Origin of the sequence: Catellatospora bangladeshensis, from assembly GCF_016862575.1 — a bacterium.
In the GTDB taxonomy this organism is placed as follows: domain Bacteria; phylum Actinomycetota; class Actinomycetes; order Mycobacteriales; family Micromonosporaceae; genus Catellatospora; species Catellatospora bangladeshensis.
The window spans coordinates 195,114-210,880 of sequence record NZ_BONF01000020.1; the positions used below are offsets into that span (position 1 = coordinate 195,114).

The 15,767-nt window shown below is 71.8% G+C and carries 21 protein-coding genes; 15 read left to right on the top strand and 6 right to left on the bottom strand.

The genetic code is table 11. The features are described from left to right. Positions 1 to 31: 31 nt before the first annotated feature. On the top strand, positions 32 to 1,231 hold the full coding sequence (locus Cba03nite_RS19340; protein WP_203747881.1) for an acyl-CoA dehydrogenase family protein: 1,200 nt from the start codon (positions 32 to 34) through the stop codon (positions 1,229 to 1,231). Between the two features lie 4 nt (positions 1,232 to 1,235). On the opposite strand, the gene Cba03nite_RS19345 is transcribed toward Cba03nite_RS19340, so the two are convergent. Next, positions 1,236 to 1,919 carry a hypothetical protein gene (locus tag Cba03nite_RS19345; protein ID WP_203747884.1) on the bottom strand — a complete coding sequence of 228 codons (684 nt, stop codon included), beginning with the start codon at positions 1,917 to 1,919 and terminating at the stop codon, positions 1,236 to 1,238. A 126-nt stretch (positions 1,920 to 2,045) separates the two neighbouring features. Between Cba03nite_RS19345 and Cba03nite_RS19350 the strand changes: the two genes are divergently transcribed. Next, positions 2,046 to 2,456, top strand: a complete 411-nt coding sequence (locus Cba03nite_RS19350; protein ID WP_203747887.1) for a hypothetical protein — start codon at positions 2,046 to 2,048, stop codon at positions 2,454 to 2,456. Beyond that, the gene (locus tag Cba03nite_RS19355) at positions 2,453 to 2,776 is read left to right on the top strand and encodes a DUF3817 domain-containing protein (protein WP_203747890.1); all 324 of its coding nucleotides are present in this window, start codon (positions 2,453 to 2,455) and stop codon (positions 2,774 to 2,776) included. The genes Cba03nite_RS19350 and Cba03nite_RS19355 overlap by 4 nt, the downstream gene beginning before the upstream one ends. On the opposite strand, the gene Cba03nite_RS19360 is transcribed toward Cba03nite_RS19355, so the two are convergent. After that, positions 2,763 to 4,814, bottom strand: coding sequence for an intein-containing Rv2578c family radical SAM protein (locus Cba03nite_RS19360; protein ID WP_203747893.1), 2,052 nt, complete (start codon positions 4,812 to 4,814; stop codon positions 2,763 to 2,765). The genes Cba03nite_RS19355 and Cba03nite_RS19360 overlap by 14 nt on opposite strands. Before the next feature lie 27 nt (positions 4,815 to 4,841). Then, entirely contained in the window at positions 4,842 to 5,198 is a 357-nt protein-coding gene (locus Cba03nite_RS19365) for a thioredoxin family protein (protein WP_203747895.1), read from the bottom strand. Between the two features lie 151 nt (positions 5,199 to 5,349). On the opposite strand from Cba03nite_RS19365, the gene Cba03nite_RS19370 reads away from it, so the two are divergent. Beyond that, positions 5,350 to 5,718 carry a thiol-disulfide oxidoreductase DCC family protein gene (locus Cba03nite_RS19370; protein ID WP_203747896.1) on the top strand — a complete coding sequence of 123 codons (369 nt, stop codon included), beginning with the start codon at positions 5,350 to 5,352 and terminating at the stop codon, positions 5,716 to 5,718. On the opposite strand, the gene Cba03nite_RS19375 is transcribed toward Cba03nite_RS19370, so the two are convergent. Further along, positions 5,715 to 6,170, bottom strand: coding sequence for a MaoC family dehydratase (locus Cba03nite_RS19375; protein ID WP_203747898.1), 456 nt, complete (start codon positions 6,168 to 6,170; stop codon positions 5,715 to 5,717). The two genes, Cba03nite_RS19370 and Cba03nite_RS19375, sit on opposite strands and share 4 nt — an antisense overlap. 220 nt (positions 6,171 to 6,390) lie before the next feature. On the opposite strand from Cba03nite_RS19375, the gene Cba03nite_RS19380 reads away from it, so the two are divergent. The 10 genes from Cba03nite_RS19380 (at position 6,391) to Cba03nite_RS19425 (ending at position 14,255) form a co-directional block, all read left to right on the top strand. After that, entirely contained in the window at positions 6,391 to 6,924 is a 534-nt protein-coding gene (locus tag Cba03nite_RS19380) for a hypothetical protein (RefSeq protein WP_239125869.1), read from the top strand. A gap of 82 nt (positions 6,925 to 7,006) precedes the next feature. Further along, a complete protein-coding gene (locus tag Cba03nite_RS19385) occupies positions 7,007 to 7,651 on the top strand; it encodes a TrmH family RNA methyltransferase (protein ID WP_203747900.1) in 645 nt (214 codons plus the stop codon). Positions 7,652 to 7,713: 62 nt separating this feature from the next. Continuing rightward, complete coding sequence (locus Cba03nite_RS19390; protein WP_203747902.1) at positions 7,714 to 8,370, top strand: DUF6758 family protein; 657 nt, start codon at positions 7,714 to 7,716, stop codon at positions 8,368 to 8,370. 154 nt (positions 8,371 to 8,524) lie between these two features. Beyond that, a complete protein-coding gene (locus Cba03nite_RS19395) occupies positions 8,525 to 8,683 on the top strand; it encodes a hypothetical protein (RefSeq protein ID WP_170213147.1) in 159 nt (52 codons plus the stop codon). A gap of 5 nt (positions 8,684 to 8,688) precedes the next feature. Beyond that, the gene (locus tag Cba03nite_RS19400) at positions 8,689 to 9,609 is read left to right on the top strand and encodes a PH domain-containing protein (protein WP_203747904.1); all 921 of its coding nucleotides are present in this window, start codon (positions 8,689 to 8,691) and stop codon (positions 9,607 to 9,609) included. A gap of 236 nt (positions 9,610 to 9,845) precedes the next feature. After that, complete coding sequence (locus tag Cba03nite_RS19405) at positions 9,846 to 10,550, top strand: SigE family RNA polymerase sigma factor (RefSeq protein WP_346113169.1); 705 nt, start codon at positions 9,846 to 9,848, stop codon at positions 10,548 to 10,550. Between the two features lie 2 nt (positions 10,551 to 10,552). Then, positions 10,553 to 11,752 carry a hypothetical protein gene (locus Cba03nite_RS19410; protein ID WP_203747907.1) on the top strand — a complete coding sequence of 400 codons (1,200 nt, stop codon included), beginning with the start codon at positions 10,553 to 10,555 and terminating at the stop codon, positions 11,750 to 11,752. Then, positions 11,749 to 12,603 carry a PHP domain-containing protein gene (locus Cba03nite_RS19415; protein ID WP_203747910.1) on the top strand — a complete coding sequence of 285 codons (855 nt, stop codon included), beginning with the start codon at positions 11,749 to 11,751 and terminating at the stop codon, positions 12,601 to 12,603. The genes Cba03nite_RS19410 and Cba03nite_RS19415 overlap by 4 nt, the downstream gene beginning before the upstream one ends. Positions 12,604 to 12,634: 31 nt before the next feature. Further along, the gene (locus tag Cba03nite_RS19420) at positions 12,635 to 13,252 is read left to right on the top strand and encodes a MarC family protein (RefSeq protein ID WP_203747913.1); all 618 of its coding nucleotides are present in this window, start codon (positions 12,635 to 12,637) and stop codon (positions 13,250 to 13,252) included. Between the two features lie 136 nt (positions 13,253 to 13,388). Then, a complete protein-coding gene (locus Cba03nite_RS19425; protein ID WP_203748058.1) occupies positions 13,389 to 14,255 on the top strand; it encodes a RecB family exonuclease in 867 nt (288 codons plus the stop codon). Positions 14,256 to 14,376: 121 nt separating this feature from the next. On the opposite strand, the gene Cba03nite_RS19430 is transcribed toward Cba03nite_RS19425, so the two are convergent. Then, positions 14,377 to 14,835: a Fur family transcriptional regulator gene (locus tag Cba03nite_RS19430; protein WP_373315758.1), complete on the bottom strand. Its 459-nt coding sequence runs from the start codon at positions 14,833 to 14,835 to the stop codon at positions 14,377 to 14,379. A 139-nt stretch (positions 14,836 to 14,974) separates the two neighbouring features. Between Cba03nite_RS19430 and Cba03nite_RS19435 the strand changes: the two genes are divergently transcribed. Continuing rightward, complete coding sequence (locus tag Cba03nite_RS19435) at positions 14,975 to 15,460, top strand: DUF2231 domain-containing protein (RefSeq protein WP_203747917.1); 486 nt, start codon at positions 14,975 to 14,977, stop codon at positions 15,458 to 15,460. 4 nt (positions 15,461 to 15,464) lie between these two features. Here the strand turns inward: Cba03nite_RS19435 and Cba03nite_RS19440 are convergent, their stop codons facing one another. Then, positions 15,465 to 15,752 carry a translation initiation factor 2 gene (locus Cba03nite_RS19440; protein ID WP_203747919.1) on the bottom strand — a complete coding sequence of 96 codons (288 nt, stop codon included), beginning with the start codon at positions 15,750 to 15,752 and terminating at the stop codon, positions 15,465 to 15,467. Between the last annotated feature and the right edge of the window lie 15 nt (positions 15,753 to 15,767).

Consider the following 15,767-nt stretch of genomic DNA (forward strand, 5'->3'; position numbering starts at 1 on the left):
AAGCTTCGTTCAGTGCCCTGGAGGCTTACTCATGGCTCGTCTCGCCCGTACGCCCGGCTTGTCCGATGTGCAGACCGCCATCCTGGAGACGGTGCGCGAGTTCGCGGACAAGGAGATCATCCCGCGCGCGCAGCGGCTGGAGCACGACGACGAGTACCCCGAGGTGATCCTCGCCGGGATGAAGGAGATGGGCCTGTTCGGCCTGACCATCCCCGAGGAGTACGGCGGCCTCGGCGAGTCGCTGCTGACCTACGCGCTGGTCGTCGAGGAGCTGTCCCGCGGCTGGATGTCGGTGTCCGGCATCGTCAACACCCACTTCATCGTGGCGTACCTGGTCTCCCAGCACGGCTCGGCCGAGCAGAAGCAGCGGCTGCTGCCGAAGATGGCCACCGGCGACGTGCGCGGCGCGTTCAGCATGTCCGAGCCGAACTGCGGCTCCGACGTCTCGGCGATCACGTCGAAGGCGGTGCGCGACGGCGACTCGTACGTGCTCAACGGCCAGAAGATGTGGCTGACCAACGGGGCGTACTCGTCGGTGGTGGCCACGCTGGTCAAGACGGACCAGGGCGCGGACACCGTCTACGGCAACATGACCACGTTCCTGCTGGAGAAGGACCCGGGCTTCGGCGAGACGGCGCCCGGCCTGACCATCCCCGGCAAGATCGACAAGATGGGCTACAAGGGCGTCGAGACCACCGAGATGATCCTCGACGGCCACCGCGTGCCGGACTCGGCGATCCTCGGCGGCGCGGGCCAGGCCGGGCGCGGCTTCTACCAGATGATGGACGGCATCGAGGTGGGCCGGGTCAACGTGGCCGCCCGCGCCTGCGGCATCTCCATCCGCGCGTTCGAGCTGGCGGTGGCGTACGCGCAGCAGCGCGCCACCTTCGGCAAGCCGATCGCGCAGCACCAGGCGGTGGCGTTCAAGCTGGCCGAGATGGGCACCAAGATCGAGGCGGCGCACGCGCTGATGGTCAACGCGGCCCGACTGAAGGACTCCGGCCAGCGCAACGACGTCGAGGCGGGCATGGCCAAGCTGCTGGCCAGCGAGTACTGCCACGAGATCGTCACCGAGTCGTTCCGCATCCACGGCGGTTACGGCTACTCGAAGGAGTACGAGATCGAGCGGCTCATGCGCGAGGCGCCGTTCCTGCTCATCGGCGAGGGCACCAGCGAGATCCAGAAGACGATCATCTCGCGCGGCCTGCTCAAGGAGTACCGCGCGCGCTGAGCGCTCAGTGCGAGCGCAGCTCCGGCGGGGCGGTGGCCAGGCGGGCCAGGTCGCCGCGCCGCTCGGGGTGCTCCAGGTAGAACTGCAGGACGCTGACCACGTCGGCGTCCTGCACGCCGTAGTCCGCGCCGCGCACCCGCAGCGTGCGCTCGTCGGTCTCCAGCCGCAGCCCGGCCCCGGGGTTCAGGCGCACCGACCGGATCTGCGACCAGGAGAAGTGCGCGCGGTGCACCCTTATGCCAGCGGCGTTCAGCACGATCTGCCGGTGCCGCTCGCCCGGGGTGCCCACCGCCGACCACAGCAGCCACAGCGCCAGCAGCGTCCAGCCGATGGCCAGACCCAGCTCGCGGCCGTCGTTCAGGCGCGCCCAGCGGGCGATGACCGGCAGTTGCACCGCGAACACCGCGGCGTCGAACACCCGGTCGTGCACCAGCGTCAGCACCAGGCCGGGCTCGCCGTCGGCGGCGCCCTGCCGCCACTGGCCGGTGCGGCGCCGCCGCACGTGGAAGACGCGCACCGCGGCCGCGGCCAGGCCCGCCAGGATCAGCCAGACGGTGATCCCCTCGTCGGAGGAGAGCGGGTGGATCGGCGTCGTCCGGCCGTACCACCACGCCCCGGCCAGCAGCAGCACGCCGGCCGCGGCGAAGGCGGCGGCGCGGGCACGCGGGCCGGTCGGCAGGGCGATCACCCGCAAAAGGCTACGAGACCACCTCATCTCCGTCGACGGCGCGGTTGCTCGATCCCGCCGATCGGGCACGGGCTCCCGCGCCGCACCCGAGCGGGCCGTCCGGGACCGGCGGGTACGCTGGCTGCCGTGCGACGACTGCTCACCCCCGGCTGGCTGGCCGGCCATGCCCTGATGGTGGTCGCCGTCGCCGTTTGTCTGGCCCTCGGCTGGTGGCAGGCGGGCCGTGCCGCCGAGGGAAACACCCTGAGCTGGGCGTACACCTTCGAGTGGCCGCTCTTCGCCGTCTTCACCGTGCTGATCTGGTTCCGGGAGGTCCGGCTGGCCCTGCGCAAGGGCCGTGCCGATGCCGATGCCCCGGACGTTGAGCCGGTGGTGGAGCGGCCGCGGCCGGTCATCACCCGTCAGGTGAGATCGACCACTGCCGAGGCGGACGAGGCGGCGGATCCGCAGCTGGCCGCGTACAACGAATACCTGGCATGGCTGAGCGAGCACCCCGAGGCACGACCCGGCGACTATCCCGCTAAGGAGCACCGATGAACGGCGCACTCACCCGCTACCGCATCATCGCCTGGATCGTGGGCGTGCTGCTGGTGACGCTGACCCTGGTCGCCATGCCGATGAAGTACTTCGCCGACAACAACCTCGGCGTCGTGATCATCGCCCCCGTGCACGGCTGGCTGTACGTGGTCTACCTGGCCGCCGTCGGCGACCTGGCCCGCCGGGTGCAGTGGCCGGTGACCCGCATCCTGCTGGTCGCGCTGGCCGGCACGGTGCCGTTCCTGTCGTTCATCATGGAGCGGCGCGTGGTCGGCTGGATCCAGGGCACCGACCGGCAGCCCTCGTTCACAGAAGCGTGAGCTGAACGCCTGCCGCCGGTGCGGCGGGCGCCTCCTCCGCCGGCTCGTTCACGACCAGGTCCCGGGCGAGCTCGTCGCGGGGCAGCAGGCCGTGCCGCCGCATGGCGCGGCGTACCCGTGCCGTGATCAGCCGCTGGTAGTCCGCGCTCGCGAAGGCGCGCCGCCCCGGGTAGAGCCGCTCGTAGAGCGGCACCAGCCCGGGGTGATTCGCGTGCAGCCAGCGCAGATACCACTCCCGGGCGCCGGTGCGCAGGTGCAGGACGAGCGGGGTCACGCTTGCCGCGCCCGCCTCCGCGAGCGCGCGCACCGTGGCGTCGACGTGCTCCTCGCCGTCGGTGAGGCCGGGCAGGATCGGCGCCATCAGCACGCCGACCCGCATCCCGGCGTCGGTGAGGCGGCGGACCGTGTCCACCCGGCGGGCCGGGGACGGCGTGCCCGACTCGACCGAGCGCCACAGCCCCTCGTCGAGGAAGCCCACGGACAGCGACACCGACACCCGGGTCCGCTGCGCGGCCCGCGCCAGCAGCGGCAGGTCGCGCAGGATCAGCGTGCCCTTGGTGAGGATCGAGAACGGGTTCGACCAGTCCGACAGGGCCGAGATGATGCCGGGCATCAGCCGGTAGCGCCCCTCGGCCCGCTGGTAGCAGTCGACGTTGGTGCCCATGGCGATGGACTGGCCGCCCCACCGCGGCGCGGCCAGCTCCCGGCGCAGCACCTCGGCCGCGTTCACCTTGACCACGATCTTCGAGTCGAAGTCGTGCCCGGCGTCGAGGTCGAGATACGTGTGCGTGTTGCGGGCGAAGCAGTTGTGGCTGACCACGCCGTTGGCGATGAAGTCGCCGGTGCCCGTGGTGATGTCCCACAGCGGCAGCTCCAGGCCGAGCGGCTCGATCCGCTCCACGTGCAGCGGCACCGCGCCCTTCACCGCGACCCCCTGCACCGCGCGCCGCCGGGTCACCGCCGGGTCGGTCAGGTGGAAGAAGCGCAGCTTCTCCGGCAGCCCGCCGAGCAGCCGGAGGCTGAGCAGGCCGATCGGGCCGACCCGGTCCTCGACGGCGAACTGGAAGCCGAAGCCGCGCAGCGCCTCCCTGGTGGGCTCGACCAGCTCCAGGTCGGTGTGCACGACGCGCCACAGCCCCTGCGTGTGGCTGCCCTCGGCGTCGAAGATCCCGGCCAGGAAACCCTTGGCCCACTCCGGGTCGGGCTCGGCGGGCCGCTGCCGCAGCGTGGTGATCAGGTCCAGATCGCGGCGGGCGTACGTGCTGACGCCGGTGCCCCGGCCCGCGGGCGCGAACTCGGCCGTGTGCGCGCCCGACTCGCGCAGGTAGCCGATCACGCGGCTCATCACCTGCGGCTCCTCGGTGGCCAGCCGGAACCTCGGCACGGTGCCGTACGGGTCCCGATACCCCTGCTCCGGCTCCGGGCGGAGCACGGCGTGCAGGTATCCGCGCCGGTACTCCGGGGACTCCTTGGGCGGCTCGGCGAAGCGGCCGGTGCCCATCAGCTTGTTGCCGGTGGTCAGGTGCGGCCGCTGCGCGGCCCCGGCGCGGGCCCCGGTGACGTGCTTCCAGCCCCGGTCGGTCAGGAAGCGGTGGTCGCCGCTGGCCACCAGCTCGGTGCCGTCGCGCAGGGTGACCCGGTAGGCGGGCTTCACGGTGGACCACTTGTCGCGCACGTGGGTGACCGCGTAGCGGCGGTAGGCGCCGTCGCGGACCGTGCCGATGATCGCGTCACCGACGCGCAGCTCCGCGATGGGCTTGGTGCGCCCGTCCGCCATCAGCACCGGCGTCTCCCCGGCCAGGCAGTACGAGCAGGCGTGGGTGCAGCCCCGGTAGGGGTTCACGGTGTACTCGAACGGCACCCGGCGGTCGTCGCCGCCCGGCACCCGGTTGATCAGCGACTTGGCCCGGACCTCGTAGAACGTCATCCCGGCGAACTCGGGAGTGTCGAACGTACGCACGACCGCGCCGGGCAGCGGCGGCTGCACCGGCGCGGACGCGTCCGGCGGGGTGCTCTCGGTGAGATGACTCCAGCGCACCCCGCTATTCAAACATATGTTCGAAGACTAGGCAGCCTTCGCGTCCGCCTTAACCTGCTCCATGTCGAGCTCGCGCACCTTCTGGATCAGGTCGGTGAAGGCCACCTCGGGCAGCGCGCCGGGCTGCGCGTACACGATCACGCCGTCGCGGATCGCCATGATGGTCGGGATCGACTGGATGTTGAAGTGCCCGGCGAGTGCCTGCTGCGCCTCGGTGTCGACCTTGCCGAACGTGATGTCCGGGTTCGCCTCCGCGGCCCGCTCGTAGACCGGCGCGAACCGGACACACGGCCCACACCAGCTCGCCCAGAAGTCGACGAACGTGATGCCGTCCCCGCTCGTCTTCTCGCCGAAGTTCTCGGTGGTGAACTCCACGGTGCCCATGTTCGTGCTCCTCATTTGATCGAGTGACCAGCGTCCATGTAAACCGCTGGACCGCCTACCTCATTCCCGACCCGACCACCGTACCCACGGTGACGACACACACAGGGCATAGGACCACAGCTTGGACACGTGGCGGAGGAGGATGGGGACCATGAGCGCGACCTTCGTGTACGACGGCGACTGCGCCTTCTGCACCGCGTGCGCCCGGTTCGTCGAGCGCCGGGTGCCCACCGCCGCGCGGATCGTGCCCTGGCAGCGGGCCGACCTCGCCGCCCTCGGCCTCACCCGCGAACAGTGCCTGGAGGCGGTGCAGTACGCCGCCCCCGGCCGCCCCGTGCTGGCCGGCCCGGATGCCATCGCGGCGCTGCTGCGCTCCAGCCACGCCGGCTGGCGCCCGGTCGGCGGCGCGCTGGCCCTGCCCGGCCTGGGCGCGCTGTCGTGGCCCGTCTACCGGTGGATCGCCCGCCACCGCCACCAGCTCCCGGGCGGCACGGCGGCGTGCGCCGTGCCCCCGCCCTAGTCGGGGCGCTTGGGGACCATGACCTTGCGCTTGAAGACGCAGACCAGGGTGCCGTCCTGGTTGTAGCCCCGGGTCTCCACGGCGACCACGCCGCGGTCGGGCTTGGACTCCGACTCGCGCTTGTCCAGCACGGTGGTCTCGCCGTAGATGGTGTCGCCGTGGAAGGTCGGCGCGACGTGGCGCAGGCTCTCGACCTCGAGGTTGGCGATGGCCTTGCCGCTCACGTCCGGCACGGACATGCCCAGCAGCAGCGAGTAGATGTAGTTGCCGACCACCACGTTGCGCTTGAAGTCGGTCTGCGTGGCCGCGTAGTGCGCGTCCAGGTGCAGCGGGTGGTGGTTCATGGTCAGCAGGCAGAAGAGGTGGTCGTCGTACTCGGTGACCGTCTTGCCGGGCCAGTGCTTGTAGATCGCCCCGACCTCGAACTCTTCGAAGTAGCGCCCGAACTGCATTGTCCGTCTCCCGCCCCTGGATGCAGTGAACGGCGGGGCCCTCCCCGGCACCCGCCGCCCACGCTTGTGAAAAAGGATTCTGCCTCCAGGGCTACCGGTGAGTACATAAGCCCCGGCGGAGAACTACATCACACACCATCGACCACCGGTGTTTCTGCGTTTGACACGCTTCGCGGCAAGCGTCCGGGCTCGCGGCATATGCTGACGGCAGGAGGTCGCCATGCCGAGTCATTCCGCAGCTGATCACCTGATCTCACGCCAGTTGTACCGGCGGGAGATCGCCCCTCTCACCTTCGAGCCGCACGAGTGGGAGCTGCTGACCCGGCTCCCCGCCCGTGTCATGATCGCCGCCACCTCCGCCGAGCCCGACAGCGACCGCCGTACGGTCGACGAGGGGCTGGCCGGCATCAACGCCATCGCCGCCGGGGCCGACGCCGACTCGGAACTGGTCAAGGCCATCGTCGGCGCGATCTACGCGGAGGCGGATCCCGATCCGCCGGCCGCCGAGCAGTTCCGCGACCCGGACCACGCCATCACCGAGGTGCTGGTGAGCTGCCGCGCGGCGGCGCTGGTCCTCGACTCCCGGGCCACGCCCGCCGACGGGCAGGCGTACCGGAGCTGGCTGCAGTCGATCGCGGACCAGGTCTGCGGCGCCGCCCGCACAGGCGGCCTGCTGGGCTTCGGCGGGGTCACCCGCAGCCAGGCCGAGCAGCACTTCCTGAGCGAGCTGGGGGACGCCCTGCGCAACGTGTGACCGGTGCCCGATCCCCGGCGGGGCGCCCGAGCGGCGGCACGCCGGGGTCGGCCGTGTCCGCCGCCGGTAAGCTGCTGCGCTTGTGAGCAGCGAACACGGCGAATCCGCCGGGGACGAGCTGGAGGTCGGCGTCGGCCCCTGGGCGGGCCCCTGGCCGACCGACGAGCGCTACGACCCCGAGCTGCTGGCCGCCGGCGACCGGCGCAACGTGGTGGACCGCTACCGCTACTGGCGGCGCGAGGCGATCGTTGCGGACCTGGACGGCCGGCGGCACGACTTCCACGTCGCGATCGAGAACTGGCAGCACGACCTGAACATCGGCACCGTCGTGCGCACCGCGAACGCCTTCCTCGCCGCCGAGGTGCACATCGTCGGCCGCCGCCGGTGGAACCGCCGCGGCGCCATGGTCACCGACCGCTACCAGCACGTACGCCACCACGAGTCGATCGAGCAGTTCGCCGGCTGGGCGCACGGGGCGGGCCTGGTGGTGATCGGCATCGACAACCTGCCGGGCAGCCGGCCGCTGGAGACGACCACCCTGCCCCGGCGCTGCGTGCTCCTTTTCGGGCAGGAGGGCCCGGGGCTGTCCGACGCCGCCCGCGCCGCCTGCGACCAGCTGTTCTCGATCGCGCAGTACGGCTCGACCCGGTCCATCAACGCCGGTGTCGCCTCCGCGGTGGCCATGCACGCCTGGATCAGGGCGTACGCGGGCCCGCCGCCCGGCTGACCCGCAGCCGATCTTGGCGAGTGGCTTGACGTGCCCGTTCGCGGGGGCGGACAGTTGGGGTCATGGGGCTCGCGGTGTCATGTCCGCGGTGCGGTGGCGATCTGCGGCCGCCCGGTCTCGCCCACTCCGACTGGGTGTGTGAGCGGGACGGGCCGGTGCCGCCGTTGCACACCGCCCAGCACGTCAATCACGACGTCTTCGCCTGCGCCGTCAAGCGCGCGGCCGAGGCGGGCCTGCCGGTGTGGTGCCCGTGGCCGCTGCCGACGGGCTGGACGGTGACCGGGGTGGCCTGGGCCGGCGACGAGCGGTCCGGCGTGTCGGCCACGGCGCTGGCCTGCAGCGGGCCGACCCCGTTCAGCGACGGCCCGGCGGACGTGCTGCTGGTCGCGGAGGACCCGGGAGTGGGCCTCGGCGCGCGGTACGCCGGCATCGCCGGCCCGGACCCGGGCCCGGCCTTCGTCGACCCGCCGGCCAGCCACGGTTCACACGCGAAGGTGAAAGCCGACGGGCACCCCACTCCACTGTGGGCGGTGTCCACGCCCGACGACCGCAGCGCGTACGCCGGGGAGGCCCGGGGGCGCTGGCTGTACGCGGTGACCTGGCCCGCGCAGGCCGGCTACCTGCTCAGCGAGGAGGTCGTGCTGCAGGACCTCACGGACTGGCTGCCGGCCGAACTCGTGTACGGCGCGCTCTCCCCGCGCCTGCGCGCGCGCCGTTGAGTCGACTTCCTTACTTCCTGTTCGGACGCTGCTGGTTTGCCTGGCACGGATATGCCTTAATGATTCTCGGCAGGCACCGTTACTGATACGCTGAGTCTCGCCACGGCCACCAGTTGTCGAGTGGACACGGCCAGGCGGAGGGGGATAGCCCGACATGCTCAAGAAGATCCTTACGTGGGGCGGCATCGCCTTTTTGATCTTCTTCGTGGCGTTCCGGCCCGATTCTGCGGCGAACGTCGTGAAGACGCTGGGCGGCACTGTCATGGACATCGCCCAGGGCTTCGGTGACTTCTTCGGCAGCCTGGTCGCCTAGCTCCCATGATCGGCGGACTGGGGCCGGAGGAGCCAAGCGAAGAGCCGACTCCGGACCCTGACGGTCCGGAGTGGTCCGGTCGCCGCGAGCGCGACACGGAGCCCATCCCGCGCACCCGTGCGGAGTCACGCCCGCCCGCCGACAGCGAGTCGCGTACGGACTCAGGCGACCACACACACTTCGTGGGGAAGGCGACCGTGGGGGCGGCCGCCGGTGCGGGGGGCGGTGGAGCCGGCAGCGGAGCCGGCGGCCGGCCCCCCGTCGATCCCGGGGACGGGTCACTGCCGCCGATGGGCGGCGACATCCCGGACTTCACGGAGGAGGAGCTCGCCGGAGTGCGTTTCGACGCCTCCGGCATGCCGCTGGGCCCCCGCCGGGTGCTGCCGCTCGAGGACGAGCCGAGCGCCATGGTCGCCCGCTACCTGTTCCCCACGGAGCGGTATCGCGGCGAGTGGAAGCGGCACTGGGTGCACCTGACCAACCCGCTGCTGATCGGGATCATCGCCACCTTCGCGCTCGGCTACCTGTCGGGCTTCCTGGCCAAGCAGGACGTGGCCGGCATGTGGGTGGTCGCGGTGGTCATCTGGGCGCTGGTGATGAGCTGGGTCGCCTGGACGGTCGCCGACTGGTACTTCGATCGGTTCATTCTCACCAACAAACGGCTGATGCTGGTGCAGGGACTCATCACGCGGCGCGTCGCGATGATGCCTTTGCTCAAGGTCACCGACATGAAGTATGAGCAGTCCCCGCTGGGTCGAATGCTCAACTACGGCACTTTCGTCCTCGAGTCCGCAGGCCAGGACCAGGCGCTCAGCAAGGTCGAGCACATGCCCAATCCGAACGAGCTCTACCTGCGCATCGTCGAGGAGATGTACGAGCCCGCCGCCGTCGAGGCGCGCCTGGGCCGGGAAGCGGAAGAGGAATAGTCGGATTCCTTCGCCGGAATGTGAAGGTCCGGTGAAAGCCGACAGGAAAATTCCTTACCAGATCTAGATCCGGTAGCACTCGTATGCCAGTCTGTCCGTTGAGGTGACGCATACGGGGTATCCACCCGATACCGGGAACCTGAAGCCGTGCGCGAGCCTCTTACACGGGGTGATGGGCGCGGTCGGACGCGCCTCGGTCGGGCGTCCGTGACGCGCCCGCGATGGGAGGTGCGTCTGTGAGCCACCGGTCGGCGATGGAGGACGAGTTCCGCGAGTTCGTGACCGCACGTTCGGCTGCCCTGCTGCGTACCGCGTACCTGCTGGCCGGTGACTGGGCCACCGCGGAGGACCTGCTGCAGACGGCGCTCACCAAGACCTACCTGGCGTGGAAGCGGCTCGGCCAGATCGAGGCCGTGGAGCCGTACGCCCGGCGGGTGCTCGTCAACACCGCGACCAGCTGGTGGCGGCGGCGCTGGCACGGGGAGCGACCCACCGAATTCCTGCCGGAACGGGCCGCACCGGACAATCTCGAAGAGCAGCTCGAACGTGACGTGCTGTGGAAACATGTCAAAGCTCTGCCGGCACGACAACGCGCCGTGCTGGTACTGCGTTTCTACGAGGACATGTCTGAGGCGCAGACAGCCGCCCTGCTGCAGATCTCGCCCGGGACCGTGAAGAGCCAGACCTCTCGCGCCCTGGGCACGCTGCGGCAGCGGCTGGCTGCCGAGGGGGTCACCGGCAGGATGCCCGCCGTTTCGGCGGCGGCGCCGGAGATCCCGCGGCAGCGGCCGGACACGGTCGTCACGGAGACGCTCGACCTGCCCACGGGCGAGGCCGCCGTGATGAACGGGTTCACCTCGGTCACCGCACCCGCGGTGCCGGCGCCTCGGGAGGAAGCAGTTCGGCCGGCGCGAGTGCCGGTCGGCCAACCCGGGCGGTGACCATGCTTGAGGACGAGCTGCGTGAGATGTTCGCGGCTCGCGTGCAGACGTCGCCTGCCGCCGCCGATCCCGCGGATCGGGCCATCCGCCGGGCGCGGGTGGTCAACCGGCGACGGCAGGGCCTGACCGGCACGATGACCGTGTTCGCGTTCGCGGCGGTGCTCGGTGCGGCGGCCGCGGCGCAGAGCGTGAGCGGCACGCCGACCGCGGCCGAGCCCGACCGGATCACGTTCGAGGACCTCTTCGCCGGGGCCCAGCAGCCGGTCGCCAAGCAGGAGCCGGCGCTGCCGACCATGGCGCTGCCGCTCGACCTGCTCGTCGGCGGCCAGCTGTGGACCAGCGACGGCAAGCGTATTCAGCTGCAGCAGCAGGGCGAGGTGGACGCCATCGCCCGGGTGCCCGACGGCTGGGTCTACTCCGACGACACCGCGGTGCGCCTGCTGCCGAGTTCGGCCGACAAACCGGTCACGCTGTCCGGCCGCGCCTCGTGGACGGTGAGCCAGGACGGGGTCCGGGTGGCCGTCAACGACCACGGCACGCTGACCGTGAGCAAGCTGTCCGGCGCGGGCAAGGGCACCCAGGTGGCCTCCTCGCCGGTGCCGGAGGCCGCCGTCCCGGTCGGCTTCTTCGGCGACCGGGTCGTGCTGTCCAGCGCGTCGGGCTACGACTACTGGAGCGCGGGCACCGCGCGCTACAGCGAGACCTGGAACGCCGAGCTGCGGGCCGTCTTCGGCACGGCCGGTGGCAGCGCGGCGGTCGGCGTCGTCGAGGGCACGGACAAGCGGCTGTGCCTGGTCGACGTCACCGCGATCAAGACCGGCCTGAAGATCGGCGCGCGGATGGGCTGCAGCGAGCTGATCAACATGGAGATGATCCGGCGCGGCGCGGCGCTGTCGCCCGACGGCCGCCTGCTGGCGATCATCACGCCGGTCGGCGTACAGATGATCGACCTGCAGCGGGCCCGGGACACGGCCGCCGGGGACCCCCAGCAGAAGGTCAAGGAACTCCAGGTCGCGGCGAACTGCCCGGTGGAGACCGTGGTCGCGCTGGTGTGGTCGGACAACCAGACGGCGCTGGCCCAGATCGGCGGGGACGCCATCCTGGCCTGCCGCACCGACGGGGCGAAGCTTCAGGTGACCATGCCCGAGGACGTGACCCCGGGGTGGATGCTGATCCCGGCGTTCGGCACAGTCAAGAAATGATCGACCTGCACCTGCACTCCACCGCGAGTGACGGCACCACCCCTCCCGCCGAGCTGATGCGGCAGGCCCACGCGGCCGGCCTCACCGTGGCGGCCCTCACCGATCACGACACCACCAGCGGCTGGGCGGCCGCCGCGGCCGCGCTGCCCGCCGGGCTCACCCTGCTCCCGGGCGCCGAGCTGAGCTGCCGCTGGCACGGCGACGGCGAGTCGATCGGGCTGCACCTGCTCGCCTACCTGTTCGATCCCGGGTACGAGCCGCTGGCGCGGGCGCTGGCCCGGGTGCGCGAGTCGCGGCTGGGCCGGGCCGAGCGCATGGTCGCGCTGATGCGGGCCGACGGCATCCCGATCGACTGGGACGACGTGCTGCGCCATGCCGAGGGCGGCACGGTCGGCCGCCCGCACCTGGCCGCCGCGCTGATCCGGGCCGGGCTGGTCGCCGACACCCAGGAGGCGTTCACCTCCCGCTGGCTGGGCAGCCGCTACCGCGTACCCAAGGAGGACCTCGACGTCCTCGACGCGCTGCGGATGGTCAAGGCGGCGGGCGGGGTGACCGTGTTCGCGCACCCCCGCGCGTCGGTGCGCGGCCGGGTCGTCCCGGACGCCGTGTTCGGGCAGCTCGCCGCCGCCGGGCTGGACGGCCTGGAGGCCGACCACCACGACCACAGCCCCGCCGAGCGCGAGCAGGTGCGCCGCCACGCCGCGGAGCTGGGCCTGTTCGTCACCGGCAGCTCGGACTTCCACGGCACGCACAAGAAGGTGCGCATCGGGGAGTACACCACCGCCCCCGCGGCGCTGGAGCGCATCCTCGCCGCTGCGACCGGCACCACCCCGGTTACGGCAGCCGCCTGATCCGCGGCCCCCGGCATGCTATGCATCCGGTGTGGATTGGAAGTTCTTCGGCGAGGTCTTCGTCACCCTGCTCGTCATCACGGACCCGCCCGGCATGGTGCCCATCTTCCTGGCGCTGACCGGGGCGCTGCCCGCGCGGGAGCGCCACCGGGCCGCCTGGCAGGCGGTGGCGCTGGCGCTCGGCGTCATCGCGGTCTTCGCGATCGCCGGGCAGACCATCCTGGACTACCTGCACATCCAGCTGCCCGCGCTGCAGGGCGCGGGCGGCCTGCTGCTCGTGCTCGTCGCGCTGGAGCTGCTCACCGGCAAGGCCGACGACCCGGACCAGCAGGCCACCTCCAACATCGCGCTGGTGCCGCTGGGCACCCCGCTGCTGGCGGGCCCCGGCGCCATCGTCGCGACCATGCTGTTCGTGCAGCGCGCCGACCAGCCCGGCGACTACGCGGCGATCGCGCTGGGCATCCTGGCCGTGATGGTCGCGGTGTGGCTGGTGCTGCGCTACTCCGGGTTCATCGTCAAGGTGCTGCGCCCGGGCGGCATCGAGGTGCTCACCCGCATCGCCGGTCTGCTGCTGGCGGCGATCGCGGTGCAGCTCATGGCCGACTCGATCGGCGCCTTCGTGGAGATGTTCACGCAGAGCCACCCGTGAGCGGGAGTGTGGGCGGGTCGGCTGGCCCGTGCCGGGCCGGGCTGGGAGGATCGACCGGGTGAGCCGTACCCCCACCCCCTCCGGCCGCCGCACCGGCCGTGGCAAGGACGTCCCCGAGCAGCTCGGCTTCGACCTGATGCCGGAACGGCTGTTCGTCTGCACCCCGAGCAAGCTCACGGCGTACGCGGACTGCCCGCGCCGCTACCGCCACGCCTACGTCGACCGGCCGGCGCCGCCGAAGGGGCCCGCTTGGGCGCACAACTCCCTCGGCGCGAGCGTGCATACCGCGCTGCGCAACTGGTGGGACGTGCCGGTCGAGCGCCGGGGGCCGGAGGCGCTGCCCCGGCTGCTCCGGGCCACCTGGGTGCGCGAGGGCTACCGCGACGACGAGCAGGAGCGGGCCGTCTACGACCGCGCGCTGGGCTGGCTGGAGTCGTACGTGGCCGGGCTCGACCCGGAGCAGTCCCCGCTGGGCGTCGAGCGAACCGTTGCGGCGAAGACGTCCGTGCTGGCGCTGAGCGGCCGCGCCGACCGCATCGACGCGCGCGACGGGGAGGCGGTGATCGTCGACTACAAGACCGGCCGCACCGGGCTCGACGCCGACGACGCGCGCGGCTCGCTGGCGCTGGCCCTGTACGCATTCGCCGCCGAGCGGGTCTTCCGCCGCCGCTGCCGCACCGTGGAGCTGCACCACCTGCCCACCGGCACGGTCGCCGCGCACGAGCACACGCCCGAGTCGATCGCCCGGCACGTGTCGCGCGCCGAGGACACCGCCCGCGACATCATGGCCGCGGAGCGCGCGCTGGACGAGGGCGCCGACCCGGACGAGGCGTTCCCGACCAACCCGGGCGCCCTGTGCTCCTGGTGCGACTACCGGCGCGTCTGCCCCGCGGGCGCCGACGCCCCGAACCGCGACCCCTGGGCCGCGATCGAGTCCACCGTCCCCACCGCCGTACCCCACCAGCAGCACCCCGACGCCGCCCCGTCACCCACGACGCCGTGACACCGGCGGCGCAGCCGCCTCGATCATCCGACTTGCCTGGCAGATGGGCGAAAGCGGGCCCAAGATACGCCCAAGTGCCAGGCAAGTTGAGCGATCTTGAACGCGGGGCGGGGCGGGGCGGTCAGGGGGTGGGGGCGCGGTCTTCGGCGGCGAGGCGCTGGCAGGTGGGGCAGAGGCCCCAGTAGGTGACCTCGGCCTCGTCGAGGGAGAAGCCGTGGGTCTGGCTCGGGTCCAGGCAGGGCGCGGCGCCGGTGGCGCAGTCCACGTCCGCGATCGCGCCGCAGCCGCGGCAGACGATGTGGTGGTGGTTGTCGCCACTGCGGGCCTCGTAGCGGGCGGGCGAGCCGGCGGGTTCGATCCGCCGGGCCAGGCCGGCGCGGGCGAGCGCGCCGAGCACGTCGTACACCGCCTGGGTGGAGACGGAGTCGAGCCGCTCGCGGGCCTGCCGGGTGATCTCCTCGACCTCCAGGTGGCCGCCCTGGCCGAGGATGTCGAGCACGGCGAGGCGCGGCCGGGTCACCCGCAGGCCCCGCGCGCGTAGGAGAGCCTGAGGCTCGTCGTCGCCGTACATGAGAACCATTTCAGCAGGTGGCTTTGATCTGTTCAAGAAATGGACGTATATCCGTGGTCCGCGACACTGCCGGCGTCCCCCTATCCCATTGACGTGGGCAGGTCTAGGCTCAGCCTGACCCGTGTCCGGCGATCAACGTGGAGGCACCGTGTTCGGGGAGATTTTCGGCCTGCCGGCACATCCGCTGCTGGTCCACTTCGGCGTGGTCTTCGGCCCGCTGCTGATCGTGGCGTCCGTGCTCTACGCGCTGGTCCCGGTGCTGCGCAAGCATCTCGGCTGGGTGGTGCTCGGGCTCGGGGCGGCCGCTCCAGCCGCGCTCTGGTTCGCCAAGCTGAGCGGGGAGAATCTCTTCCAGACACTGGTCGACAAGGGCTACCCGCCGCAGATCCTCGCCCAGGTCGACCTGCACAAGGACTACGGCGACGCGGCCGCGTGGGCGGGGCTGCTGCTCGGCGCCCTGTCGATCGGCCTGGTGCTGGTCTGCACGTCGGCCGCGCGCAAGCCCGCGACGAGCGGCTCCAAGGCGCTGGTGTACGGCCTGTCCGCGCTCGTCGTGGCCATGGCCGTGGCGACCGGCTACTACGTCTTCATGACCGGCGACAGCGGCGCTCAGGCGGTGTGGGGCACGATCTGACCGGTCAGGTCCGCCACTGGATGCAGGCGACCAGGATCAGCACGATGCCCGCCGCGATGCCGAGCACGTTGGTGAACCGGTCCGCCCGGTCCTCGTCGAGGTCGAGCGCATCGTCGTCGATCTCCGGCAACGGCCGCGGCGGGGTGAGGCGCCGCGCCGGCTCGGGATGCCAGCCGGGCGGCGGCGGGATCGCCGCGGGCGGTCCGGGATAGGTCTGCGCGGATCGCTCGGCGCCCGCATCGTCCGCGCCGGGCGCGGGGCGGCGCCACTGCTCGTCGCCGGGGCCGCTCATCGCGGTGGCCCGGCG